This window comes from Streptomyces syringium (assembly GCF_017876625.1).
GTDB lineage: Bacteria > Actinomycetota > Actinomycetes > Streptomycetales > Streptomycetaceae > Streptomyces > Streptomyces syringius.
Genome location: NZ_JAGIOH010000001.1, coordinates 5477136 through 5501577, shown reverse-complemented (window position 1 = coordinate 5501577; position 24442 = coordinate 5477136). Strand labels below are relative to the sequence as shown.

General features: G+C 71.1%; 18 protein-coding genes. 3 read left to right on the top strand and 15 right to left on the bottom strand.

The window, feature by feature from the left end; genetic code table 11:
- Positions 1 to 30 precede the first annotated feature (30 nt).
- The 7 genes from rplS to proS form a co-directional block, all read right to left on the bottom strand.
- Entirely contained in the window at positions 31 to 378 is a 348-nt protein-coding gene (rplS, locus tag JO379_RS24660) for a 50S ribosomal protein L19 (RefSeq protein ID WP_130880139.1), read from the bottom strand.
- A gap of 132 nt (positions 379 to 510) precedes the next feature.
- On the bottom strand, positions 511 to 1386 hold the full coding sequence (trmD, locus tag JO379_RS24655; RefSeq protein WP_130880138.1) for a tRNA (guanosine(37)-N1)-methyltransferase TrmD: 876 nt from the start codon (positions 1384 to 1386) through the stop codon (positions 511 to 513).
- Complete coding sequence (gene rimM, locus JO379_RS24650) at positions 1386 to 1958, bottom strand: ribosome maturation factor RimM (protein WP_209517016.1); 573 nt, start codon at positions 1956 to 1958, stop codon at positions 1386 to 1388. Before rimM ends, trmD begins: the two co-directional genes overlap by 1 nt.
- A 124-nt stretch (positions 1959 to 2082) precedes the next feature.
- Positions 2083 to 2322, bottom strand: a complete 240-nt coding sequence (locus tag JO379_RS24645) for an RNA-binding protein (protein WP_020868149.1) — start codon at positions 2320 to 2322, stop codon at positions 2083 to 2085.
- 2 nt (positions 2323 to 2324) lie between these two features.
- Positions 2325 to 2765, bottom strand: coding sequence for a 30S ribosomal protein S16 (gene rpsP / locus JO379_RS24640; RefSeq protein ID WP_130880136.1), 441 nt, complete (start codon positions 2763 to 2765; stop codon positions 2325 to 2327).
- 154 nt (positions 2766 to 2919) lie between these two features.
- Entirely contained in the window at positions 2920 to 3510 is a 591-nt protein-coding gene (locus tag JO379_RS24635; protein ID WP_130880135.1) for a hypothetical protein, read from the bottom strand.
- A 292-nt stretch (positions 3511 to 3802) separates the two neighbouring features.
- Entirely contained in the window at positions 3803 to 5215 is a 1413-nt protein-coding gene (gene proS / locus JO379_RS24630) for a proline--tRNA ligase (RefSeq protein ID WP_130880134.1), read from the bottom strand.
- Between the two features lie 407 nt (positions 5216 to 5622).
- On the opposite strand from proS, the gene JO379_RS24625 reads away from it, so the two are divergent.
- Positions 5623 to 6450 carry an MDR/zinc-dependent alcohol dehydrogenase-like family protein gene (locus tag JO379_RS24625; protein ID WP_130880133.1) on the top strand — a complete coding sequence of 276 codons (828 nt, stop codon included), beginning with the start codon at positions 5623 to 5625 and terminating at the stop codon, positions 6448 to 6450.
- Positions 6451 to 6542: 92 nt separating this feature from the next.
- Here JO379_RS24625 and ffh read toward each other — a convergent pair whose 3' ends face one another.
- The 5 genes from ffh to nsdA form a co-directional block, all read right to left on the bottom strand.
- Positions 6543 to 8081, bottom strand: coding sequence for a signal recognition particle protein (gene ffh / locus JO379_RS24620; protein ID WP_130880132.1), 1539 nt, complete (start codon positions 8079 to 8081; stop codon positions 6543 to 6545).
- 225 nt (positions 8082 to 8306) lie between these two features.
- Entirely contained in the window at positions 8307 to 10727 is a 2421-nt protein-coding gene (locus JO379_RS24615) for a [protein-PII] uridylyltransferase (protein ID WP_245382475.1), read from the bottom strand.
- Between the two features lie 191 nt (positions 10728 to 10918).
- Positions 10919 to 11257: a P-II family nitrogen regulator gene (locus JO379_RS24610; RefSeq protein ID WP_130880131.1), complete on the bottom strand. Its 339-nt coding sequence runs from the start codon at positions 11255 to 11257 to the stop codon at positions 10919 to 10921.
- Positions 11254 to 12531 carry an ammonium transporter gene (locus JO379_RS24605; protein ID WP_130880130.1) on the bottom strand — a complete coding sequence of 426 codons (1278 nt, stop codon included), beginning with the start codon at positions 12529 to 12531 and terminating at the stop codon, positions 11254 to 11256. Before JO379_RS24605 ends, JO379_RS24610 begins: the two co-directional genes overlap by 4 nt.
- Before the next feature lie 313 nt (positions 12532 to 12844).
- Complete coding sequence (gene nsdA, locus JO379_RS24600; RefSeq protein WP_207303987.1) at positions 12845 to 14347, bottom strand: transcriptional repressor NsdA; 1503 nt, start codon at positions 14345 to 14347, stop codon at positions 12845 to 12847.
- Between the two features lie 458 nt (positions 14348 to 14805).
- On the opposite strand from nsdA, the gene JO379_RS24595 reads away from it, so the two are divergent.
- Positions 14806 to 15474, top strand: a complete 669-nt coding sequence (locus tag JO379_RS24595) for a bifunctional DNA primase/polymerase (RefSeq protein ID WP_130880129.1) — start codon at positions 14806 to 14808, stop codon at positions 15472 to 15474.
- 120 nt (positions 15475 to 15594) lie between these two features.
- On the opposite strand, the gene ftsY is transcribed toward JO379_RS24595, so the two are convergent.
- Positions 15595 to 16830, bottom strand: a complete 1236-nt coding sequence (gene ftsY / locus JO379_RS24590; RefSeq protein WP_130880128.1) for a signal recognition particle-docking protein FtsY — start codon at positions 16828 to 16830, stop codon at positions 15595 to 15597.
- A 210-nt stretch (positions 16831 to 17040) separates the two neighbouring features.
- Between ftsY and JO379_RS24585 the strand changes: the two genes are divergently transcribed.
- Positions 17041 to 18516, top strand: a complete 1476-nt coding sequence (locus JO379_RS24585; RefSeq protein ID WP_130880127.1) for a purine-cytosine permease family protein — start codon at positions 17041 to 17043, stop codon at positions 18514 to 18516.
- A gap of 475 nt (positions 18517 to 18991) precedes the next feature.
- Here JO379_RS24585 and JO379_RS24580 read toward each other — a convergent pair whose 3' ends face one another.
- Together JO379_RS24580 and smc are read right to left on the bottom strand one after the other, a co-directional pair.
- Complete coding sequence (locus JO379_RS24580) at positions 18992 to 20410, bottom strand: sugar porter family MFS transporter (protein ID WP_130880126.1); 1419 nt, start codon at positions 20408 to 20410, stop codon at positions 18992 to 18994.
- 207 nt (positions 20411 to 20617) lie between these two features.
- Positions 20618 to 24220: a chromosome segregation protein SMC gene (gene smc, locus JO379_RS24575; protein ID WP_209517014.1), complete on the bottom strand. Its 3603-nt coding sequence runs from the start codon at positions 24218 to 24220 to the stop codon at positions 20618 to 20620.
- Positions 24221 to 24442: the final 222 nt, after the last annotated feature.

The following is a 24442-nucleotide window of genomic DNA, read 5'->3' as shown; positions in this document are numbered from 1 at the left end:
TCCGGCCCGGCCAGGACCCCCGACAGAAGCTCAGTTGTCGCGCTTCTCCTTGATCTTCGCGGCCTTGCCGCGGAGCTCACGGAGGTAGTACAGCTTGGCGCGACGCACGTCACCGCGGGTGACGAGCTCGACCTTCTCGAAGATCGGGCTGTGCACCGGGAAGGTGCGCTCGACGCCGACGGAGAAGGAGACCTTGCGGACCGTGAAGGTCTCGCGGACGCCCGCACCCTGGCGACGGATGACGACACCCTTGAACTGCTGCACACGGGAGCGGTTGCCTTCGATGACGCGAACGTGAACGTTCACGGTGTCACCGGGGCGGAAGTTCGGGACGTCCGTGCGCAGCGATGCGGCGTCGACGTTGTCGAGAAGGTTCATAACCGTCTGCTCTCCTCGCCGATGCCACAGGTCATCAGCGGAAATTCGTAATGATGATGGGGGTGTACCGAAACGTCGGGCGAACGTCGTTCCCCCTGTGGCAGGGGCGCGCGCCGGACGCAAGGCAACGGCTTATTCTTCCACGTCCGGGGCCAGTGGCCCAAATCGGCCGTCCGGCCCCGGGGCCCAGCCCAGGATCGAGAGGGTTTCGCGGTCCTTCTTGTCGAAGGCGGCCGGGTCGGCGCGGTGGATGAGGTCGGGGCGGTTCTCCACCGTCCGCCGGAAGGCCTCGTCGCGCCGCCACCGGGCGATCTTGCCGTGGTGGCCGCTGAGCAGGACGTCCGGGATACCGCGGCCGCGCCACTGGGGAGGCTTGGTGTAGACCGGGCCCTCCAGGAGGTCGGCCATGGCACCGGGGGCGAAGGAGTCGTCCCGGTGGGACTCGGCGTTGCCCAGCACACCGGGCAGCAGCCGGGCGATGGCCTCGACCATGACCAGGACCGGGGCTTCGCCGCCCGCCAGCACGTAGTCGCCGATGGAGACCTCGCGCACGTCGAGGCGGTCGCCGTACTCCTCGATGACGCGGCGGTCGATGCCCTCGTAGCGGGCGGGGGTGAAGACCAGCCACGGCTTCTCGGACAGCTCCACGGCGAGCTGCTGGGTGAAGGGCTTGCCGCTGGGCGTCGGAACGACCAGGACGGGGCGGGCAGCCTCGGCACCATCGAAGCCGTCACCGGAGGCGTCGGCGGAACCGTCACCGGAGTCCCCGGAGCCGCTCCCGGACTCGATGATCGAGTCGAGCGCCTCGCCCCAGGGCTCGGGCTTCATGACCATGCCGGGGCCGCCGCCGTACGGGGTGTCGTCGACGGTGTTGTGCCGGTCGTGCGTCCATTCCCGCAGGTCGTGGATGCGCACATCGAGCTGGCCACGGGCGCGGGCCTTGCCGACGAGCGAGACGTTCAGCGGTTCGAGGTACTCGGGGAAGATCGTGACGATGTCGAGCCGCATCACGCGTCACCCTTCGCGTCGTCGGCCGCCTCGGCGTCCCGGGCGCTCGCGATCACGGCCTGGCCGGCGTCGATCAGACCCGGCGGCGGGTCGATGATCGCGCGCTGTGCCTCCAGGTCGATTTCCGGGACGATCTCGGCGACGAAGGGGATCATCACCTCGCTGCCGTCGGGGCGCTCCACGATGAACAGGTCCTGCGACGGCAGGTGGGAGATCTCGGTGATCCGGCCGATCTCGATCCCGTCGACGGTGACGACGTCGAGGTCCATCAGCTGGTGGTCGTAGAACTCCTCGGGGTCCTCGGGGACGTCCTCGGGGTCGATCTCGGCGATCAGGAGCGTATTGCGGAGCGCCTCGGCGCCCGTGCGGTCCTTGACGCCGGCGAACCGCAGCAGCAGCCGGCCGCTGTGCACCCGGCCGGTCTCGATGGTCAGCGGCCCCACCCCGGCGGGGTCCGTGGCCAGGACGGCGCCGGGGCCGAGCCGCAGCTCGGGCTCGTCCGTACGCACCTCAACCGTGACCTCGCCCTTGATCCCATGGGCGCGGCCGATCCTGCCGACTACCAGCTGCACTGTGAATCCTTCTCTGCTTCCGCGTAGGGCTTCCGCCCGCGGACGCGGCTTTTGCGTACGAACGCGACAACGGGCCGGGAAGGGCCGTAACCCTTCCCGGCCCGTGCCGGTGCTCTATCGCTTCTCAGCGGACCTGATCCACATCGACGAGGTCGACGCGGATACCACGGCCGCCGATGGCGCCCACGACGGTGCGCAGCGCGCGTGCGGTGCGGCCGTTACGGCCGATCACCTTGCCGAGGTCATCGGGGTGGACCCGAACCTCGAGCACGCGACCACGACGCAGGTTGCGCGAAGCGACCTGCACCTCGTCGGGGTTGTCGACGATGCCCTTTACGAGGTGCTCAAGGGCCTCCTCGAGCATCCTCAGGCCTCGGTCGACTCAGCGGACTCGGCCGCGGCGGCCTCGTCCTTCTTCTCCGACTTCTTGGCCTTCGGGGTGATGGCCTCACCCTTCGCGGCGCCAGCCTCGAGACCCTTGGTGAACTCGTCGAACGCGCGACGCTTGTCCTCCTTGGTCTCGGGGAGGAGCATCGGGGCCGGGGCCGGCAGACCCTTGAACTTCTGCCAGTCGCCGGTGACCTTGAGGATGGCCATGACGGGCTCGGTCGGCTGCGCGCCGACGCTCAGCCAGTACTGGACGCGGTCCGTGTCGACCTCGATGCGCGAGGGGTTCTGCACCGGGTGGTACAGACCGATCTCCTCGATGGCCCGGCCGTCACGGCGGGTACGGGAGTCGGCGACGACGATGCGGTAGTGAGGCGAACGGATCTTGCCCAGACGCTTCAGCTTGATCTTGACTGCCACTGGAGTGGTGTCTCCTGGTCTTGACGTGGTTGGGCACATGAGATGCCACGTGGGGTTGCGGTACTCGGGTGCCCGATGGACGCGTCAGCCGGAGGAGAGAGGGGTCCTATGCGACTGTCGAGTACAGCGTCCCATTGTGCCACACCGCTCCAGGTCAGCCGACCGATACGGCCTCGGGGATGCGGAACGGCTTGCCACAGCCGCCGCACATGATCGGCGCCTGGGCCAGCACGGAGGGCACGACTCGGACATTACGGCCGCAGTCACACACCGCCTTCACGCGCACCCCTCCGCCGGAGGAGCCGTGCCGCGCGGCCGGGCCCCGGAACGTGCGCGAGGTGTCGGCGGCGGTCGCGACCGTGTGCGCCTTGAGGGCACGCTGGAGTCTGTCGATCGTCGGGCGGTAGCGCTTGCGCGCCTCCGGGTTGAGCACGACCAGGGAGAAACCGCTGCTGGGATGCGGCTCATCGCTGTGGTCGAGCCCCAGCTCCTCGGCGATCGCGAGGAACCGGCGGTTGTGGTAGCGACCGGCACGGGAGGTGTCACGGATACCGCGGGCGGCCGCGATGCCGTGCACTGCCTCGTGCAGCAGCCGTTCGAAGGAGAGCTCGGCGCCGCAGGCGGACGACGACTCCCCGATCAACGATTCGGGCGCGGCAAGATCTGGCAGCTCGGGGTGGTACCGCTGAATGTCGGCCCACGCCTGCGCCAGCTCTGCGGCGAGAACAGGTGGTGTCGTGCTCACGTCGTGACAACGAGCAAGGATGGCCCGGTGTTCCGATACCGGGCCATCCCAAATAATTTGCACGTACCAGTCAGTTTCACGCTCATGCGTCCTGACGAGGGCGGGTGCGCAGATCTGTGGAGAAGCCGCGCACCCGTTCGCAAGAGTGGACGTACTGACTCACCGGTAAGGGTGAATCGACCGGCTCACGCCGGGGGCGTGCCCCCCCAGGCGGCCCGGGCGCCGCTGGCGCCCGGGTGGCCCCGGTAGGAACCGGCAGGGCCCAGCACAACCCGGCAGGGCCCAGCAGGGATCAGTAGGAACGGCCGACGATGGCGATGGTGCCCGGGGCGTCGTCAGCGTCCGGCACCGAGCCGTCCTCGGCGACCAGGCAGCGCACGGACACGGCCTGCTCACCGAGCTTGGCCTCGCCCTCGGGGCCCAGGTCCGCCCAGCGGATCCGCGCCCAGCCACCGGCGACGGCGGCCTCGGCGGCCTCCTCGATGGTGCTGACGTCGGCCGTACGGGACTCACGGCGCTCGCGCGACTCGCGCAGCAGCTGCGCCTGGTCCTCCTCCAGCACCTTCGGCAGCAGGTCGACGAGGGAGTCGATGGTCACCGGCTCCTTGCCGCCGGGGATCCGGCGGGCCAGCATCGCGGTGCCGTTCTCCAGGTCGCGCGGGCCGATCTCGATGCGGACCGGTACGCCCTTGAGCTCCCAGTCCACGGCCCGGCGGCCGAAGGGGGTGTCGACGCGGTCGTCGACCTGGACGCGGATGCCCGCGGCCTTCAGCCGGTCACCGAGCTCACGGACCTTGGCCACGGCCTCGTCGCCCTTGATCGCCATGACGACGACCTGGACGTGCGCCAGCCGCGGCGGGACGCGCAGACCGCTGTCGTCGCCGTGCGACATGATCAGACCGCCGACCATGCGGGTCGAGACGCCCCACGAGGTCTGCCAGACCAGCTCCTGCTTGCTGTCCTTGGACAGGTACTGGGTGTTGAAGGCCTTGGCGAAGTTCTGGCCCAGCTCGTGGCTGGTGCCCAGCTGGAGGGCCTTGCCGTCGCCCATCATGCCCTCGAGGGTGAGGGTGTTGATGGCGCCGGCGAACCGCTCCTTGGCGGTCTTGCGGCCCAGGACCACATCGATGCCGAGGACGTTGACCATGAAGTCGGCGTAGACGTCGCGGTGGATGCGGGCGGCGTAGTCGCGGGCGTCCTCGTAGGTGGCGTGGGCGGTGTGGCCCTCCTGCCAGAGGAACTCGCTCGTGCGGAGGAAGACGCGGGGGCGCATCTCCCAACGGACCACGTTGGCCCACTGGTTGATCAGCAGGGGCAGGTCGCGGTAGCTCTGCACCCACTTGGAGAAGTACTCGTTGATGATCGTCTCGGAGGTCGGCCGGACGACGACCGGCTCTTCGAGCTCCTTGCCGCCGCCGTGCGTGACGACGGCCAGCTCGGGGGCGAAGCCCTCGACGTGCTCGGCTTCCTTCGTCAGGTAGGACTGCGGGATGAAGAGCGGGAAGTACGCGTTCTGGGCGCCCGCGTCCTTGATGCGCGCGTCCATCTCCTGCTGCATGCGCTCCCAGAGCCCGTACCCGTACGGGCGGATGACCATGGTGCCGCGCACCGGGCCGTTGTCGGCCAGCTCGGCCTTGTTGATCAAGTCCTGGTACCAGCGCGGGAAATCTTCCGCCTGGGGGGTGAGAATGGGAGCCTTTGCCATGGTGCGAATGGTACGGGCCACTCGGGGTCGAGCGTGAATCCCCCGTCCCGGCCCCGGTCCGGCTCCTGTCCCAGCCCCAGTTCCGGTCCCTGTTCCGGCCCCTGTCCGGCTGCCTTCCGGAAACCCGCCGGCCGGCCCTCGGCCACCGGGCGTCCGCCCCCGATTCGCCCGGTCGGTCTCTGCCCCGTCCGGTTTTTCGTCCGGCCCCTCCCGGAATCCTCTCCGTGCGATGACACCCGGCACATGCCATCGTGGACGGACGGGAACGTTCTGGCACCGGCCCTCTGGACTCGGGGACGGAAGCGGAGTTCTCTGGCTATCGGGGGTGTTTCACAGCAGCGCGCACAGCAACACGGGGGCGGCAATCAGGAGCAGATCACGTCTCTCGGCGGATTGGGGCGCTTTCGATGACACCAACGCTCGTACGGCGGCACCGGCCGTCCTCCACGTCGCCCGATCCCCGGGCCCGCGACTGGGCGGAAATCCAGGAACGGATGCTGGTGCCGCTCTACGAAGCGGTCTACGAACGACTGGAGGTCGGCGCGGGCACCCGGCTCCTCAGCCTCGGCTGCGGCTCCGGCCTGGCGCTGCTGATGGCCGCGGCCCGCGGGGCCGCCGTCTCCGGCGTCGACCAGGACGGGCGCAGGCTGGAGCTGGCCCGGGAACGGCTGGTACCCAAGGGATCCGGCGGCGACGGCACGCGGCTGGGCCACGGCGGTCCGGAGTGCGTCCTCGAACCGGGCGTTCCGGCCTTCAATCTCATCACGGCCTTCGATCCGCTGTACTGCGCGGGCGGCAGCGCCCGCGGCATGGCGGAGGCGCTGTCCCGGGCCGCCGCCTGCGCCGAGCACGGCGCTCCGGTCGTGCTGGCCGGCTGGGGACCGCAGGAGCGCTGTGCGGCCTCGGGGGCGCTTCGAGTCGCGGCCCGGCTCGCGGACCCGATGTGCGCGCCTGCTCGCTGGCGGCCCAGTGGCCGTGACGATCTGGAGGACCTGGCCCGCCGGGCCGGGCTGGTGCCGGACGGCTCGGGGCGGGTGGCGTGCCCGTACGGCTACGCCGACATGAGCAGCGCGGTGCGCGGCCTGCTGTCGACGGGTGCGTTCGACGCGGCGATGCGGGCGACGGACGAGGAGCAGGTGACCAAGGAATTGGTCGAGGCCCTGCACCCCTATCTGCGCCGGGACGGGACCGTCTGGATGCCGAATGTCTTCCGCTACCTCATCGCGCGCGTCTAGCCCGCGCCACGGCCCGCGACCGGACAACGAAATCGCCCGCCACGGCTGAGCCGTGACGGGCGATTTCACCGGCCGGGGCCGATGGCTCGGTCTCAGCCCATGAATTTCTTGAACTCGTCGGGCAGTTCGAAGTTCTGCGGAGCCTGAGCGGGCAGCTCCAGCGGGTTGTCGCCCTGCTCGCGGCGCGCGGCCGCGGCCTGCTCCTCGGCCTTGCGCTTCATCGGGTTGCCGCTCTTGCGCTTGCCCTTGGCCTGCTTCTGCTGCTTCTTCTGCCGGCCGGGGCCGCCGCCCATGCCCGGGATTCCCGGCATGCCCGGCATACCGCCGCCCTGGGCCATGCGCGACATCATCTTGCGGGCCTCGAAGAAGCGCTCCACGAGGTTCTTGACCGCGCTGACCTCCACGCCCGAGCCCTTGGCGATACGGGCGCGGCGCGAGCCGTTGATGATGTGCGGGTCCTGGCGCTCGGCCGGGGTCATCGACTTGATGATCGCGGCGGTGCGGTCCACGTCGCGCTCGTCGAGGTTGTTGATCTGGTCCTTCATCTGCGCCATGCCGGGCAGCATCCCGAGCAGCTTGCTGATGCTGCCCATCTTGCGGACCTGCTCCATCTGGGACAGGAAGTCGTCGAGCGTGAACTCCTTCGGCCCCTTCGCCAGCTTGGCCGCCATCTTCTCGGCCTCGTCCTGGCTGAAGGTCTGCTCGGCCTTCTCGATGAGGCTGAGCATGTCGCCCATGCCGAGGATGCGGGACGCCATGCGGTCCGGGTGGAACGCGTCGAAGTCGTCCAGCTTCTCGCCGTTGGAGGCGAACATGACCTGCTTGCCGGTCACGTGCGCGACCGACAGGGCGGCACCACCGCGGGCGTCGCCGTCGAGCTTGGAGAGCACCACGCCGTCGAAGCCGACGCCGTCGCGGAAGGCCTCGGCGGTGTTGACCGCGTCCTGGCCGATCATCGCGTCGACGACGAAGAGGATCTCGTCCGGCGAGACGGCGTCACGGATGTCGGCGGCCTGCTGCATCATCTCGGCGTCGATGCCGAGGCGGCCGGCGGTGTCGACGATGACGATGTCGTACTGCTTGGTGCGGGCGAACTCGATCGAGTCCTTGGCGACCTGGACGGGGTCGCCCACGCCGTTGCCCGGCTGCGGCGCGTACACGCCGACGCCGGCGCGCTCGGCGACGACGCTGAGCTGGTTCACGGCGTTGGGGCGCTGGAGGTCACAGGCGACGAGCAGCGGGCTGTGGCCCTGGCCCTTCAGCCAGTGGCCGAGCTTGCCGGCGAGGGTGGTCTTACCGGCACCCTGGAGACCGGCGAGCATGATCACGGTCGGCGCGGTCTTGGCGAAACGCAGCCGCCGGGTCTCGCCGCCGAGGATGCCGATGAGCTCCTCGTTGACGATCTTGATGACGGTCTGAGCAGGATTCAGCGCCTTGGAGACCTCGGCACCGAGCGCACGCTCCTTGACCTGCTTGATGAAGGCCCGGACGACGGGAAGGGCGACATCGGCCTCAAGCAGGGCGATACGGATTTCACGGGCGGTGGCGTCGATGTCCGACTCGGACAGCCGACCCTTGCCACGCAGGGATTTGAAGGTCGCACTGAGACGGTCGGAGAGAGTATCGAACACGGCGCTCGTCGGTCCTCGCGGTCGGGGGCAGTTTGAATCGACCTCCAGGGTATCCGGCCGGGAAAGCAGGGTGGCCTCTCCCCGGTTAATAAGCCAGGCAGAGGCCACATCCCAGGGCGGGGAGCAGACTTTGGCGATCTTGGTGATCTGCTGTGCCGGTGGGTCATCCCCGCCGCGCCGGGGAGCATGCCGTGCCCAATGCCCGGGCCCTCGCAGGCCACCGTCTCACCTCAGGGCGTCCTCCACCGCCTTCGCCAGCGCCACCGCCGCCGCGTCCGGCAGCGGTGAGCCGTCCCGCCGGGTGAGGTAGACGGTGTCCACGGCGTTCGCCCCCAGCGTGGAGACGTGGGCGCTGCGCACCCACACCCCGGCCGCGTCCAGGGCCCGGCCGATCCGGTGCAGCAGCCCGGGGGCGTCGTGCGCCCGCACTTCCACCACCGTCGCGGCCCGCGAGACGCCCTCCACCACGCTCACCCGCGGCGGCGCGGGAGAAACGCCCCGGCGCCGTTTGCCGTAGGCGGCCTCGCGCTCGGCCAGCCGGCCCGCGATGTCCAAGGTGCCCGCCAGGGCCCGCACCAGGTCGTTGCGCAGACGGGCCGCCTCGGGGGGCGCGCCGTACTCGGCGGCCACCCGCCAGTTCAGCACCAGGGCGCTGCCGCCGACGGCGGGCTCCGGCGCGATCGCGCGCAGTTCCGCCGCGCGGACCGTCAGCCGGTGCAGGGCGAGGACCCCGGCCGTCGCGGGCAGCACGCCCGGCTGGTCGGGGACGGCGACGAGCAGCTCGATACCCACGGGCGCCGGGGCACCGGCGTCCTTGGGGTCCGTAGGGGTGCCCGTCGGGGTGTCCGTCGGGGCATCGGCGCCTTCCGGCCGGGTGCGCAGGACCAGCACCGGGCCGCCCGTGCGCAGCGCCTCGATCGCCAGCCGCTCCTCCTCCACGGTCGGCGCCGCCGCCTCCGCGCGGCTCGGGGTCGCACCACCCGCGAGGGCGGCACCGGCACGGCGGACCAGGTCGGCGACCAGCGAGGCCCGCCAGGCGCTCCAGGCCGCCGGTCCGGTGGCGAGGGCGTCGGCCTCGGTGAGGGCGTGCAGCAGCTCCAGGGTGTCCGGGTGCCCGATGGCGTCCGTGACCGAGCGGACGGTGGCCGGGTCGTCGAGGTCACGGCGGGTGGCGGTCTCGACGAGCAGCAGGTGGTGGCGTACGAGGGTGGCGAGGGTCTCCGTGTCGGCCGGACCGAAGCCCAGCCGGGGCGCCACGTCCCGGGCGATGGTCTCGCCCGCGACGCTGTGGTCACCGGGCAGGCCCTTGCCGAGGTCGTGCAGGAGGGCCGCGACGAGCAGCAGGTCGGGGCGGCCGACGCGGCGGGTGAGGGCGGCGGCCCGGACGGCCGTCTCGACCAGGTGCCGGTCGACGGTCCAGCGGTGGACGGGGTTGCGCTGCGGGCGGCAGCGCACGTGCTCCCACTCGGGCAGGAGCCGGGAGACGATGCCCTCCGCTTCGAGGGCCTCCCAGACGCCGACCGTGGACTCCCCCGCCCCGAGCAACGTGACGAGCTGCTCGCGGGCCTCGTCCGGCCACGGCACCGGCAGCGGACCGGCGCCCGCGAGGCGGCGTACGGCGTGCCGGGACAGCGGCAGCCCCGCCTGCGCCGCCACGGCCGCCGCGCGCAGCGGCAGGACGGGGTCGCGCTCGGGCCGGGCGGTGCGGGCGAGCACGGCTTCGCCGTCCTGTTCGACGACGCCTTCCGCCAGCGGGGTGCGCTCGGGCTCCACGAACCCGCCGCGGCCGCCCCGCCCGCCGAGGAGCCGGCGCAGCCGGGGCCGCCCGGACCGGGCCCGCAGCACCCGTCCCACTTCGCGCCAGGTGACGTCGGCGGCGTACGAGACGGTGCGGGCCGCTTCGTAGACCTCGCGCAGCAGCGCGTCCGCACCGGGCAGCCCGAGCCCGGTGGCGACCTGGTGCTGTTCCTGGAGGGCGAGCCGGTCCGTGGCCCGGCCGGTGGCCAGGTGCAGTGCGTCGCGGGTGTCGAGCAGCAGCGCCCGGGCCTCCTCCAGGCCCTCGCGGGGCGCGTCGGCCAGCCAGGACGCGGCCACGGCCCGCAGCGCGGTCGCGTCACGGAGCCCGCCGCGCGCCTCCTTCAGGTCGGGTTCCAGCAGGAACCGCAGCTCTCCCTGGCGGCGGGCCCGCTCCTCCCCCAGCTCGCGCAGCTCCGGCAGCCGGGCGGGCGCCTGGGCCCGCCAGTCCTCGTAGGCCGCCGTGCGCAGCCCGGCGGTGAGGGTGGGGTCGCCGGCGATATGGCGGGCGTCGAGGAGACCGAGGTGGACCTTGAGGTCGCCGGCCGCGGTCTTGCGCGCCTCGGCGGGGGTGCGGACGGAGTGGTCGAGAGCGAGTCCCAGGTCCCACACGGGGTACCAGACGCGGTCGGCGAGCGCCGCGATGGCGGGCGCGTCCGCGGAGCCGTCGTGCAGGAGCAGCACGTCGAGGTCGCTGCGCGGAGACAGCTCGCCGCGCCCGTAGCCACCGACGGCCACCATCGCGACGCCCCGCGCCGCGCCGAGCAGGCCGCCCAGCCACGCGTCGGTGGCGCGCGCGAGCGCGGCGCGGCGCGGCGGCCCGGCCGGTGCCTCCTCGTGCAGGAGGTGCAGCCGGGCCGCCGCGTAGCCGCCGGGGTCGGGCCGGCCTGGACGGCCGGGACGGCCAGGACGACCGGATCCGGTCTCGTCCGTCTTGATCTCGGTCAACTCGGGCTTCCCCTCTTCCGGCTCTGCTCCGGCCCCTGTTCCGGCCCCTGCTCCGGCCCCTGCTCCGGCCCTCTTCCGGTGGGCTCGCTCCGGGCTCAGAGCGCGTCCGGGCCGCGGTCTCCGGTCCGGACGCGCACCACCGTCTCGACCGGGACGACCCAGACCTTGCCGTCGCCGATCTTCCCCGTGCGGGCCGTCTTCACGACGACGTCGACGACGTCCTCGGCGTCGGCGTCCTCCACGAGTACCTCTATGCGGATCTTCGGAACGAGGTCGATCTCGTACTCGGCGCCGCGGTAGACCTCGGTGTGACCGCGCTGCCTGCCGTAGCCGCTGGCCTCGGTGACGGTCAGACCCTGGACGCCGAAGGTCCGCAGCGCGTCCTTGATCTCGTCGATCCGGTGCGGCTTGACGACCGCGGTGATGAGCTTCATGCGTCCACCTTCTTGTTCTGCGCCTTGTCGGATACGGCGGCCGGCGCGGCGGCCCGTGCGGAGGAGACGCCCGCGACCGCGCTGAAGTCGTAGGCGCTCTCGGCGTGGTAGGCCTGGTCGACGCCGCTGACCTCGTCGTCCTCGGAGGCACGGAAGCCGATCGCCTTGTCGACGCCCTTGGCCAGAAGCCAGGAGACGACGAAGGAGTAGCCCATCACGGCGAACGCCCCGGCGGCCTGCCGGCCGAGCTGGGTCGCGCCGCCGACACCGCCGGTGGCGAGGACGCCGACGAGGAGGGTGCCGATCACACCGCCGACGAGGTGCACGCCGACCACGTCGAGGGAGTCGTCGAAGCCCAGCTTGAACTTGAGGCTGACGGCCCAGGAGCAGACGGCACCGGCGACAAGTCCGATGAGGATCGCGCCGAAGGCGTTGACGGCGGCGCCGGCCGGGGTGATCGCGACCAGGCCCGCGACGGCGCCTGAGGCCGCGCCGAGGGTGGTGAAGGCGCCGTGCCGGATACGTTCGTAGACGAGCCAGCCGAGCATCGCGGCACCGGTGGCCACCTGGGTGTTCATCGCCATGTTGGCGGCGACGCCGTTGGCGGCGAGCGCCGAGCCCGCATTGAAGCCGAACCAGCCGAACCACAGGAGCGCCGCGCCGAGCATCACCAGCGGCAGGCTGTGCGGCCGCATCGGGTCCTTCTTGAAGCCGATGCGCTTGCCGACGACGAGGACGGCGGCGAGCGCGCCGACACCGGCGTTGATGTGGACGGCCGTGCCGCCCGCGAAGTCGATCACCTTGAGCTTGAAGAGCCAGCCGTCGGCCTGCCAGACCCAGTGCGCGACCGGGAAGTAGACGACCGTCACCCAGAGGGTGATGAACAGCGCCCAGGCGCTGAACTTCACGCGGTCCGCGAGGGCCCCGCTCATCAGCGCGGGGGTGAGGGCCGCGAACATCAATTGGAAGAGGGCGAAGGCGAGGACGGGGATGCCTTCCTTGCCGCCCGTCAGGGTCTCGGGGCTGATGCCTTTGAGGCCGATGTGGTCGAAGTTGCCCAGCAGCCCGCCACCGAGGTCATCGCCGAAGGCGAGCGAGTACCCGTAGAGCACCCAGAGCACCGAGACGATGCCGAGCGAGATGAAGGACATCATCAGCATGTTGAGCGTGCTCTTCACCCGCACCATGCCGCCGTAGAAGAAGGCAAGGCCCGGTGTCATCAGCATCACGAGCGCGGCACTGATCAATACGAATGCGGTATCTGCGCCATTCAATGTCGTCGTCTCCTCGAAGCGGCGACCCGTACACCCGTGCGGGCGGGAAATGCGATGGGCCGGTATGGCCTCGAGGCTGACGCAGCGCGATTTCAGCCGATGCCATCGATTGTTTCGCGACAGTGACGAAGGCGGCCGACGTGTTACGCCCCGATGAACCGCACCCGCACGGCTCGCCGGACCGTGCGGACGGCCGCGGTCCGGCGGCGCGAGAAGGCCGACCGCGACGACCAACCGAAGTGACCTGGCGTAGGGGGAGCCGAGTCGGGCTGTACGGGATGGTCGTCGCGGCCGGGTCGAGGGGCCGGAGGGGTCAGACCGCGTGCGCGGTCTCCACGGATTCCGGCAGGTGAACGGCGAGTTGCTCGGTCAGATCGACGACTTCGGCCACATCGCCGAAGTCACGCACGGCGGTGTCGACGGTCTTGCGCAGCCGGTTGTTGACCCGCTCCGAACGCACCTGCTTGGCGATCTTGAGGGCCTTTCCGGCGAGCACCGTGGACTGCTCGGGCTCGCGCTCCATGAGGTGCACGGTGGCCATGCCGATGAGGTTGAGCGCATACGACCGCTGGTGCTCCGGGTCCTGCTCGAAGAGCTCGACGGCGGTCTCCATCTTCGGCCGCGCGAGCGAGGCGTAGGTGGGGCTGCGACCGGCCACATAAGCGAGATCCCGGTAGGAATGGGCATTCTCCGCGTTGAGTTCGGCCTCGGAGAAGAAACGGATCCAGTCGGGATCCCCGTCGCCCGGCACACAGTCGCTGAAGCAGTCCTCCGCCATGTTCACCGCGCGCTTGCACTTGGCGGGCTGGCCCATATTGGCGTAGGCGCGGGCCTCCATCGCATACAACATCGCCTGGGTCCGCGCGGTGGCCGTCTCGCGGGAGCCGTACTGCCCGAGGTGGATCAACTCCAGTGCGTCGTCCGCCCGGCCGAGGTGGATCATCTGGCGGCTCATGCTGGAGAGGATGTACGAACCGAGGGGGCGGTCGCCCGCCTCCTTGGCGGCGTGCAGGGCCAGCACGAAATACTTCTGCGCGGTGGGGTGCAGACCGATGTCGTAGCTCATCCAGCCCGCCAGCTCCGCCAGCTCGGCCGCGACCTTGAACAGCCGCTTGGACGTGGCGTCCGACTGGGGCTCCTGGAGCAGGTCGGTGACCTCGTGGAGCTGCCCGACCACGGCCTTGCGGCGCAGCCCGCCACCACACTGGGCGTCCCACTGGCGGAACATCATGGTCGTCGACTCCAGCAGATCCAGCTCCGGCCTGGAGAGCTTGGCCCCGCGGCGGCCGCCCTCGGGAACGGCCGGCCGCTCGGGCTCACGGCCCGCCGGGACCGGCACCAGCCAGCGCTGCATGGGCTCGATCAGCGCGGGCCCCGCCGCCAGGGCGAGCGAGGTACCGAGGAAACCGCGCCGCGCCAGCATCAGGTCGCTGCGCGAGAACTCGCTGATCAGCTCGACGGTCTGGGACCCCGCCCAGGGCAGGTCCACCCCGGACACGGACGGCGACTGGTGTGCGGCGCGCAGACCGATGTCCTCGACGCCCACCACGCAGCCGAAGCGCTCGGAGAACAACTCGGAGAGGATCTTCGGGATCGGCTCGCGCGGCTGCTCGCCGTCGAGCCAGCGCCGCACCCGCGAGGTGTCCGTGCTGATGTGATGGGCACCCAACTGCCGTGCCCTGCGGTTGACTTGCCGGGCCAGTTCGCCCTTCGACAGGCCACTGCGCAGGAACCATGAGCCCAACTGCTCATTGGGACGCTTGTCGCCCTTATCGGGCTGGTCGGCCCCACCGATGCCGCTGCCGTTGCCGCCCACTGGAACGCCCCCATCCGGAACTCTGCTCTGCGCTCGAACCGCCCACAGCATGCCGCCTGTTGCGACTGCTTGTCCGGTGATGCACCATCTCGGCCGGTAATAAACGGTCGCGAGGCAAGGAGCACCGGGACGGAGCAATGCCTCCGGCATACCCACCGGCGGGTGCGTCTCCGGGTTCGCGTACCGAAAGTAATCCTACGATCACGGCTTCGGCGAGAAGAGTCCAGTAATCGCCACCATTCGCCACCCCAACGAATGAACTCCTCCACGTCACAACGCGATTGACTTGACAGGGGAACGATCAGGAGGGGGTGGGTTGATGCACATCGGGGCGCACAGAGCGGGCCGCACCACCCGTCGCGCACCGTCGCGCCGCCGCAGAGCAGGCGTCGGCGACCGTGCGTGTTCGAGACACTCCGAGTCGTAACCATCTGCGAGCACGACCCGTTGGAGGGGGTATGGGCTTCACAATCGGCGGCATCCGGGATCTGCGCTCGAGCTCTCGGCGCCGGTGGCGCGCGTCGGAGTGCGCGACGACGGTAGCGGAGTACACCGGCCTCTGGGGGTGGGACGTGGTGCCCGGCGCCCGGGCGGCCCGCGGCGGGAGCGTGACGTGTTCGTGCGGCGCCGCCGACTGCCCCGCACCGGGCGCCCATCCACTCTCTTTCGCCCCGATCGTCCCGGCCGGGGCGACGTTGGACGATGCCACGGCCGCCTGGGCCGAGGTGCCGGGCGCGGCCGTACTGCTGCCCGTGGGCCGCGCGTTCGACGTCCTGGAGGTCGCGGAGGCGGCGGGCCGGCACGCGCTGGTGCGACTGGAGCGGATGGGGCTGCCGCTCGGTCCGGTGGCCCTCACCCCGCACAGCCGGGCGCTGTTCTTCGTCGCACCCGGCGCCGCCGCCGAACTCCCCCAGCTGCTCTACCGCATGGGCTGGGACGACGCCCGGCTCGATCTGCGCTGCCTGGGAGCGGGTGACCACATCACCGCCCCGCCCTCCGACTTCGCGGGCCTCGGCCCGATGCGCTGGCTGCGCCCGCCGGCCCTGGACACCGCGGGCCACCCCCCACAGGCACGGCTGCTGCTGGGCACCCTCGCCTATGTCTGCCACCGCTCGGCCGCGAGCTGAGCGCGCGGAGTTCCCCCCTCGAGTTCACCCCCCACACAAGAAAGAGGCCCCGCCACGGACGGATGTCCATGGCGGGGCCTCTGTGATGAGGTCCTGCCGACTTCGGCAGGACCTCATGCCTCAGTCACCGATGAGGGCGTCGACGAACGCCTCCGGCTCGAACGGCGCGAGGTCGTCCGCGCCCTCGCCGAGCCCCACCAGCTTCACCGGCACGCCCAGCTCGCGCTGGACCGCGACGACGATGCCGCCCTTGGCGGTGCCGTCCAGCTTGGTCAGGACGATGCCCGTGATGTTCACGACCTCGGCGAAGACCCGCGCCTGGACCAGGCCGTTCTGCCCGGTGGTCGCGTCCAGCACCAGCAGCACCTCGTCCACCGAGCCGTGCTTCTCCACGACCCGCTTGACCTTGCCCAGCTCGTCCATGAGCCCGGTCTTGGTGTGCAGTCGGCCGGCGGTGTCGATGAGGACGACGTCCGCGCTCTCGGCGATGCCCTCCTTGACCGCGTCGAAGGCGATCGACGCCGGGTCGCCGCCCTCGGGCCCGCGGACCGTACGGGCGCCGACGCGCTCGCCCCAGGTCTGCAGCTGATCGGCGGCGGCGGCACGGAAGGTGTCCGCCGCGCCGAGCACGACGGACTTGCCGTCGGCGACGAGCACGCGCGCCAGCTTGCCGGTCGTGGTGGTCTTGCCGGTGCCGTTCACGCCGACGACCATCACGACACCGGGCTTCTCCTCGCCGTTCGTCCCCACACCGGGCTCGGTGTGGACACTGCGGTCGAAGTCGGTGCCGATGAGGGCGAGCAGCTCCTCACGGAGCAGGTTGCGCAGGTCCTCCGGGGTGCGGGTGCCGAGCACCCGGACCCGCTCGCGCAGCCGCTCCACGAGCTCCTGCGTCGGCGCGACGCCGACGTCGGCGGTGAGCAGGGTGTCCTCGATCTCCTCCCAGGTGTCCTCGTCGAGGTGCTCGCGGGAGAGCAGGGTGAGCAGTCCCTTGCCCAGGGAGTTCTGGGAGCGGGAGAGCCGGGCGCGAAGCCGCACCAGCCGGCCCGCGGTGGGCTCGGGGACCTCGATCTCGGGGGCGGCCGGTGCCTCGGGGGCCGCCGGCTCGGCGACGGGTGCCTCCGCGGCCGGCGCCTCGGCCGGCGGCAGGTCCACCTCTTCAATGGTCCGGCGCGGTTCCGCGCGCGGGGTCTCGGCCTCCTCGCCGACGTGTGGCTCGGCGGGCGGCGCGGTGACGGACGGGCTGCTCGGCGGGGCCGGGGGCAGCTGCTTCTTCTTGCGGCTGCTGACCACGAGCCCGCTGATCGCGCCGAGCGCGACCACAGCGATGACTACAGCAAGGATGACGATTTCCATAACGGACCCAGTATCGGACACCGAGCCGCCGGGGCTACTCCACGAACGGTGGCGCGCGTGTTCGATCTTGGTTGTGAGGACCAAAGCGACCAACCCGCCAAAGTTGGAGCAAACTACGGTGGCGTGCGACGATGCGACGCGCGTAGAGTCCCCACGTCCCCCTCTGCCCAGGCCTCCCGCCTCGCTTCACCCCGCACGGAGCCCCACCTCATGGACAACGTCGTCCTCGCCGATTCAGAAGGCGCGATAGAAACCCGCGGCATCGAGCCCGTACCGGACCAGGAGCGTCACGGCAGAGTCCGGGAACTCTTCCCGACCTGGGTCGCGGCCAACATCAGCGTGTTGCTGCTCACCATGGGCGCTGCCCTGGTCGTCTTCAACGCGCTGAACTTCTGGCAGGTGCTGATCGTCGCCGCCTGCGCCGCGCTCGCGTCGTTCGGCATGGTCGGCGTGCTGTCGGTGTCGGGCAAGTGGGGCGGCGCCCCGGGCGCGATGCTCTCCCGCGCGACCTTCGGTGTGCGTGGCAATCTCTTCCCGGGCGCGATCCTGTGGGTCGCCCGCTTCGGCTGGGAGACGATCAACGCGGTCACCGGCGCGTATGCGGTGCTGACCGTCCTTGACCTGCTCTTCGGCATCAAGAGCAACAACGTGCTCATCGTGATCACGCTGTTCGTCTTCGTCGCCTGCACGTTCCTGGTCAGTGGCATGGGCCGCAAGGCGCTGAACGTGTGCAACAAGTGGTCGACGTACCTCTTCGGCATCTTCAGTGTGCTGGTCCTCGGCTACCTGATCGCCACCATGGACTGGGACGAGGTCTTCTCCAAGCCCGCCGGCACCACCGCCATGATGATCACCGGCATCGGCACGATCGCCGCCGGCGGCATCAGCTGGGTGCCCACCGGCCCCGACTTCACCCGCTACCTCCCGCACGCGGCCTCCGGCAAGAAGATCGTCGGCGCGACGATCTCGGGCGCGGGCCTGGTCATGGTCCCGATGGTGCTGATGGGCGCGGTCATGGCCGTGGCCACCCCGGGCCTCGCCGAGGCTCCGGACCCGGTCTCCTTCCTGGGTGACATCCTGCCGACCTGGCTGGCCGTGCCCTACCTCGTCACGGCGATCGTGGGCATGCTGCTGATCAACAGCCTGTCGATGTACTCGGCCGGCTTCACCGCGCAGACCATGGGCGTGAAGCTGCCCCGCGCGATGGCCGTCAGCATCAACGCCGTGATCTCCCTGGTCGGCGGTCTGCTGCTGATGCTGGTCGCGAAGAGCTTCCTCAGCTCCTTCATCACCTTCCTGATCCTGCTCGCGGTCTCCTTCTCCGCCTGGATCGGCGTCTACGCCGTCGACATGGCCCGCCGCCGGGCCCGTGCCGTGCGCTACGACCCCGAGGGCCTCATGGACACCGGCCGCACCAGCCGCTACTGGTACGTGGGCGGCTTCTGCTGGCAGGCGATGACGGCCTGGACGATCGCCCTGATCGCGGGCATCTGCTTCACGAAGTGCGACTGGTTCACGGGGCCGCTCGCCTCGACGTTCGTCGGAAAGTACGGGCTGAGCTGGGCGGCGACGATCGCCATCTCCGCCCTGCTGATGGCAGTGCTGCCGGCTCCGCGGGAGTCGGCCTCGGCCGACGCGGACACGGATGCCGCCGCCGGTTCGCAGCGGGAGTCCGCTGCCGCGTAGTCGCTGGTCGCTGGACCGTCGGACGCCCCCTTTGCCGCTGTGCGGCGGAGGGGGCGTTCGCGTTTTCGCCTGTGGCGGCGTGTGGCGCCGGCGGGCGTCTGTGACGACCAGTGGTCGGGACCCGCGGGGGCCGGTGCCGTATCGCGCGAGGCCGCGCGTAACGCGTGGCGAAACCCCGTGGGGGCCGGGCCCGGGGCCGCGCCGCTCCGGGGTGGGTTCGGGGCTGCTTCGCTTTACGCCCCGACCCCACCCCTCCGCGTCCCGTCCCCTCCCGTCGCGGGAAGCCGGGCGTATCCGGTTCCGTTGCCCCCATACACGGGCGGCCGACAACGCCGGGGGCGGGCCGCGCAGGGGGGTCGGGGGGCGTAAAGCGAGGCACCGGCCCCAGCCACCACAGGTACGACACAAAGACGCCGCCCCGGCTCACATCCGTGAGCCGGGGCGGCGTCCTTCGAGGAGACGAGCAGCGGGGGGGTTAGCCCATCTCCTCCAGCGCCTTGCCCTTGGTCTCCTTCACGAACTTCATCACGAAGGGGATCGAGAGCAACGCGAAGAACGCGTAGATGACGTACGTACCCGAGAGGTTCCAGTCCGACAGGCTCGGGAAGCTCGCCGTGATGGCCCAGTTCGCGATCCACTGCGCGGCGGCGGCGACGCCGAGCGCCGCGGCGCGGATCTTGTTCGGGAACATCTCGCCCAGGAAGACCCAGACCACGACACCCCAGGAGAGGGCGAAGAAGAGCACGAACGCGTGGGCCGCGACCAGGGCCACCGTGCCCTGCGTGGTCGGCAGCGAGCCGTCCGCCGCCTGGGCGGAGAAGGCCCAGGCCTCGAGGGCGAGGGAGACGGCCATACCGGCCGAGCCGACGAGGGCGAGCGGGCGACGGCCGATCTTGTCGACGAAGATCATCGCGATCACGGTGCCGACGATGTTGATGATCGACGTGGTGAAGGAGTAGAGGAACGAGTCGCTCGGGTCGATGCCCACGGACTGCCACAGGGTCGCCGAGTAGTAGAAGGCGACGTTGATGCCGACGAGCTGCTGGAAGACCGAGAGGCCGATGCCGACCCAGACGATCGGCATGAAGCCCATCTTGGAGCCGAGCAGGTCCTTGAAGGACGACTTGTGCTCGCTGCGCATCGCCAGCTCGATCTCGTTGACGCGCGCGTCGAGGTCGATGTGGCTGCCCTCGACGTCGGCCAGGACGGCCTTCGCCTTGTCGATCTTGTTGACCGAGATCAGGAACCGGGGCGACTCGGGGATCACGAAGGAGAGCAGACCGTAGAGCACGGCCGGGACGACCATGACGCCGAGCATCAGCTGCCAGGCCTCTATGCCCATGAGCTTGCCGCGCTGGTCACCGTCGGCGAGGTTGAGGATGCCCCAGTTGACCAGCTGCGAGACGGCAATGCCGACCACGATCGCGGCCTGCTGGAACGAGCCGAGGCGGCCGCGGTAGGCGGGCGGCGAGACCTCGGCGATGTAGGCCGGGCCGATGACCGAGGCCATGCCGATCGCGATGCCGCCGAGCACCCGCCAGAAGGCGAGGTCCCACAGGGCGAAGGGCAGCGCCGAGCCCACCGCGCTGATCGTGAACAGGGTCGCGGAGATCTGCATCACGCGGATCCGGCCGATGCGGTCGGCGAGCCGGCCGGCGGTGGCGGCACCGATCGCGCAGCCGATCAGGGCGATCGCGATGACCTGGGCGAGGGCGGCGGAACCGATGTCGTACTTACCGCGGATGCCCTCGACCGCGCCGTTGATCACGGAGCTGTCGTAGCCGAAGAGGAAGCCACCCATGGCCGCGGCCGCGGTGATGAAAATGACGTGGCCGAGGTGGTCCGGCTGGGCCTTGCGGCCCTCGGACCCCTGCGCCGTCGCAGTGCTGGTCAACGTGTACTCCTGAGACCCGGCCGCGTTGCCGGGCGTGGGGGGCTGGCCCTTCCAGTGGTACATGGGGCATCGGCACCCACCACCGAAAGGTAAAAGCAACGTTGCAGACCCTATGCCTTCAACTTTCGAAGTCAATAGGTCGTAACCAAGAAGTTTCCTGTGAGTTTCCCCGCGCTTGAGTTCAACACTTGAACTAGCTCTTTTTGATCATCGAAGTCGCTGGCTGATGACCTTCGAGACACCGTCGCCCTGCATGGAAACGCCGTACAGCGCATCGGCCACCTCCATCGTCCGCTTCTGGTGCGTGATGACGATCAGCTGCGAGCTCTCCTGGAGCTCTTCCATGATCCCGATCAGCCGCTGGAGGTTGGTGTCGTCCAGCGCCGCCTCGACCTCGTCCATCACATAGAACGGGCTCGGCCGCGCCTTGAAGATCGCCACCAGCAGCGCCACGGCGGTCAACGACCGTTCGCCACCCGACAGCAGGGACAGCCGCTTGACCTTCTTGCCCGGCGGCCGGGCTTCCACATCGACGCCGGTGGACAGCATGTCGTCCGGGTCGGTGAGCACCAGCCTGCCCTCGCCACCGGGGAACAAACGCGCGAAGACGCCCTCGAACTCCCGGGCCGTGTCGTGGTAGGCCGCGGTGAAGACCTCCTCGACCCGCCGGTCGACGTCCTTCACGACCTGCAGCAGATCGGAGCGGGTCTTCTTCAGGTCTTCAAGCTGCTCCGAGAGGAACTGGTGCCGCTCCTCGAGCGCCGCGAATTCCTCCAGCGCGAGCGGATTCACCTTGCCGAGTTGCTGGTACGCCCGCTCAGCCGCGCGCAGCCGCTTCTCCTGCTCGGCCCGTACGTACGGCACGGGCTGGTTCCGCGGGTGGCCGGGGTCCTCGGGCAGTTCCTCGCCCTCGGCGGCGGGCGAGGGCGGTACGGGCTGGTCCGGGCCGTACTCGGCGACGAGCCCGGCCGGCTCGACGCCGAGTTCCTCCAGGGCCTTGGCCTCCAGTTGCTCGATGCGCAACCGCTTCTCCGCGCCCAGCACCTCGCCGCGGTGGACCGAGTCCGTCAGTTTGTCGAGCTCGGCCTTGAGTTCCCGTGCCCGGTTCCGCTCGGCGACCAGTTCCCGTTCCTGCTCGGCCTTGGCCGTCTCCGCCGCCCGCCGCTCCTCGTCGGCCCGTACGAGCGAGACCTCGACGTGCGCGAGCAGCTGCCGGGCCCCGGCCGCCACGGCGGTGGCGACGCGCGCCTCGTGGCGCAGCCGCGCCCGCCGCTGTTCGGCCCGGGCGCGGGCCTCCCGCTCGGCACGGGCCGCCCGGTCGAGGGCGTCCGCCCGGCCGGCGAGACCCTTGACGCGTTCCTCGTGCGTGCGGACCTGGAGCCGTGCCTCCATCTCGGTCTGCCGTGCGTTGGCACCGTCGGCGGCCAGCCGGTCGCGTACGGACGAGTCCGGCTCGTCCGCCGTCTCCTCGCCGTCGGCGGCCAGTTCCTCGGCGACCGCCAGCCGCTCGGCCAGCTCCTCGGCCTCCTCGGTGGCCCGCTCGAGCGCCTCGGCGGCGCGCTCGGCCGCCGCGGCCGTGCGGCCGGCTTCCCCGGCCGCCGCCCGCGCCGCGCCCGCGAGCCGTCCCAGGTCCTGCGCGACCTGCGACTTCTCCCGGTCCGCGGCGCTGCGCCGGACCGCCAGTTCCTCGACCCGGCTGGCGCACTCGGCGCGCCGCCGGTCGGCGGCCCGCAGGGCGGCGGTCAGTTCCTCGCACCACGCGTCCAGCTCGGTCAGCTCGGCGCTCGCCTCGTCGACGGCCGCCTGCACCTCCAGCAGGCTCGGCGCCCCGCCGGATCCGCCGTGCGCGAAGTGGGCACCGAGCGCGTCGCCTTCGGCGGTGACGGCGGTCAGCTCCGGCCGCGCCGCCACCAGCTCCTCGGCGTCCTCCAGGGTCGCGACGACCATGACGTCGCGCAGCAGCCGGCGTACGGCGGGCATCAACGCCGCCGGCCCGGCCACGAGGTCCGCCGCCGGGCGCGGGGTCCCCGGTGTCCGGTCGCGGCCGTCGGGGTCTGCCGGGGCGTCGTCCGGTGCGTCGGGCTCCGGTGCCGCCGCCGATACCAGCAGTGCCGCGCGCCCCGCGTCCTCCTTGCGGAGCAGGCGCAGGGCTTCGGCCGCCGTGGCAGTGTCCGTGACGGCGATCGCGTCGGCGGCGGCGCCGAGGGCGGTGGCGACGGGGAGCTCGTGTCCGGGGGTGACGGTCAGGAGTTCCGCGGCCGGGCCCAGCAGGCCGGACAAACGATCCTTCGCCGCCAGCAGCGTGCCCGTTCCGTCCTTGCGGCGCAGGCCCAGGGCGAGCGCGTCCCGGCGGGCGGCCAGCGCCGCGCGGTGCCGTTCGGTGTCCGTCGCCGCCTCGCGGGCCGCGTTCAGCCCGGCTTCCGCGGCGGCGAGCTCGCGCTTCGCGCTCTCGTGCCGGCCGGCCAGCTCGGCGTCGTCCGCGCCCTGGCCGTCCACCTCGCTCTGCCGTGCCGCGTACGCGGCCTCGGCCTCGGCGGCCCGTTCCCGGGCCTCGTCGCGGGCGGCGGCCAGCCGGTCGGTCTCCGCCTGGGCAGAGGCGACCCGGCCGCGGGCGGCGGTGGCGCGGCCGTGCAGCCGGGCCAGCTGTTCGCGGCGGTCTGCGATGGCCCGGGCGGCGTCCTTCAGCCGCCGTTCCTCCTCCGCCAGCCGGCGCTCCAGCTCGGCGCGGTGCTCGGCCGTGTCCGTCAGCGCCCGGCTCGCCGCCTCCAGCGCGGCCTCCAGCTCCGCTTCCTGCTCACGGACCCGGGCCGCCTCGCGTTCCAGGTCCTCCGGGTCGCGACCGCGCCGCTCCTCCTCGGGGGCGGTGGTCGCGCTGGTGACCCGCGCGTCCGCGAGGCTCACCGTGCCCCGCACGCGTTCGGCGAGCCGGGAGAGCTCGTACCAGGTCTGCTGTGCCTGTCCCAGCCGCGGCGTCAGCGTCCGCACCCGCTCCTCCAGCGCCGCCTCGCGGTCGGTCGCCGCCCGCAGCTCGGCCTCCACGGCCTCCCGGCGGCTCTTGAGCGCGGCTTCGTCGGCGATCTCCGCGCGTAGCGCCTCGCGCAGGGTCACCAGGTCGTCGGCGAGCAGCCGCAGCCGGGCGTCGCGGAGATCGGCCTGGATGACGGCGGCGCGGCGGGCTACGGCCGCCTGCCGGCCGAGCGGTTTGAGCTGGCGTCGCAGTTCGTCGGTCAGGTCCTGGACGCGGGCGAGGTTGGCGCGCATCGCGTCGAGCTTCCGCAGCGCCTTCTCCTTGCGCTTGCGGTGCTTGAGGACGCCCGCCGCCTCCTCGATGAAGGCGCGGCGCCCCGTCGGGTCGGCGTGCAGGACGGAGTCGAGCTGGCCCTGTCCGACGATGACGTGCATCTCGCGGCCGATGCCGGAGTCGGAGAGGAGTTCCTGGATGTCCAGGAGCCGGCAGGTGTCGCCGTTGAGCTGGTACTCGCTGCCGCCGTTGCGGAACATGATCCGCGTGATGGTGACTTCCGCGTAGTCGATGGGCAGCACGCCGTCGGAGTTGTCGATGGTGAGCGAGACCTCGGCGCGGCCCAGCGGCGGCCTGCCGGTCGTCCCGGCGAAGATGACGTCTTCCATCTTGCCGCCGCGCAACGACTTGGCACCCTGCTCGCCCATGACCCAGGAAAGCGCGTCCACGACATTGGACTTTCCCGAACCATTGGGGCCCACGACGCAGGTGATGCCGGGTTCGAAGCGCAGCGTCGTGGCCGAGGCGAAGGATTTGAACCCACGCAGGGTCAGGCTCTTGAGGTGCACGCGGTGGGACTCTACCGCCCGCCCGCCTCCCGTCGCGTCCTGGCACGAGGCGCGGGCGACACCGCGTCTTCATTTCGGTTTCACCCGGGAAAGCGCAGGGCACATCAGACGGTGAGGGGACGGTGCGGCGAAAATCAGACAGACGCGCCCAGCGCGCCGGACGCCCAGGTCGGGCGGCAGCCGGGGGGAAACGACGAAGGGACGCCGAAGCGTCCCTTGCAG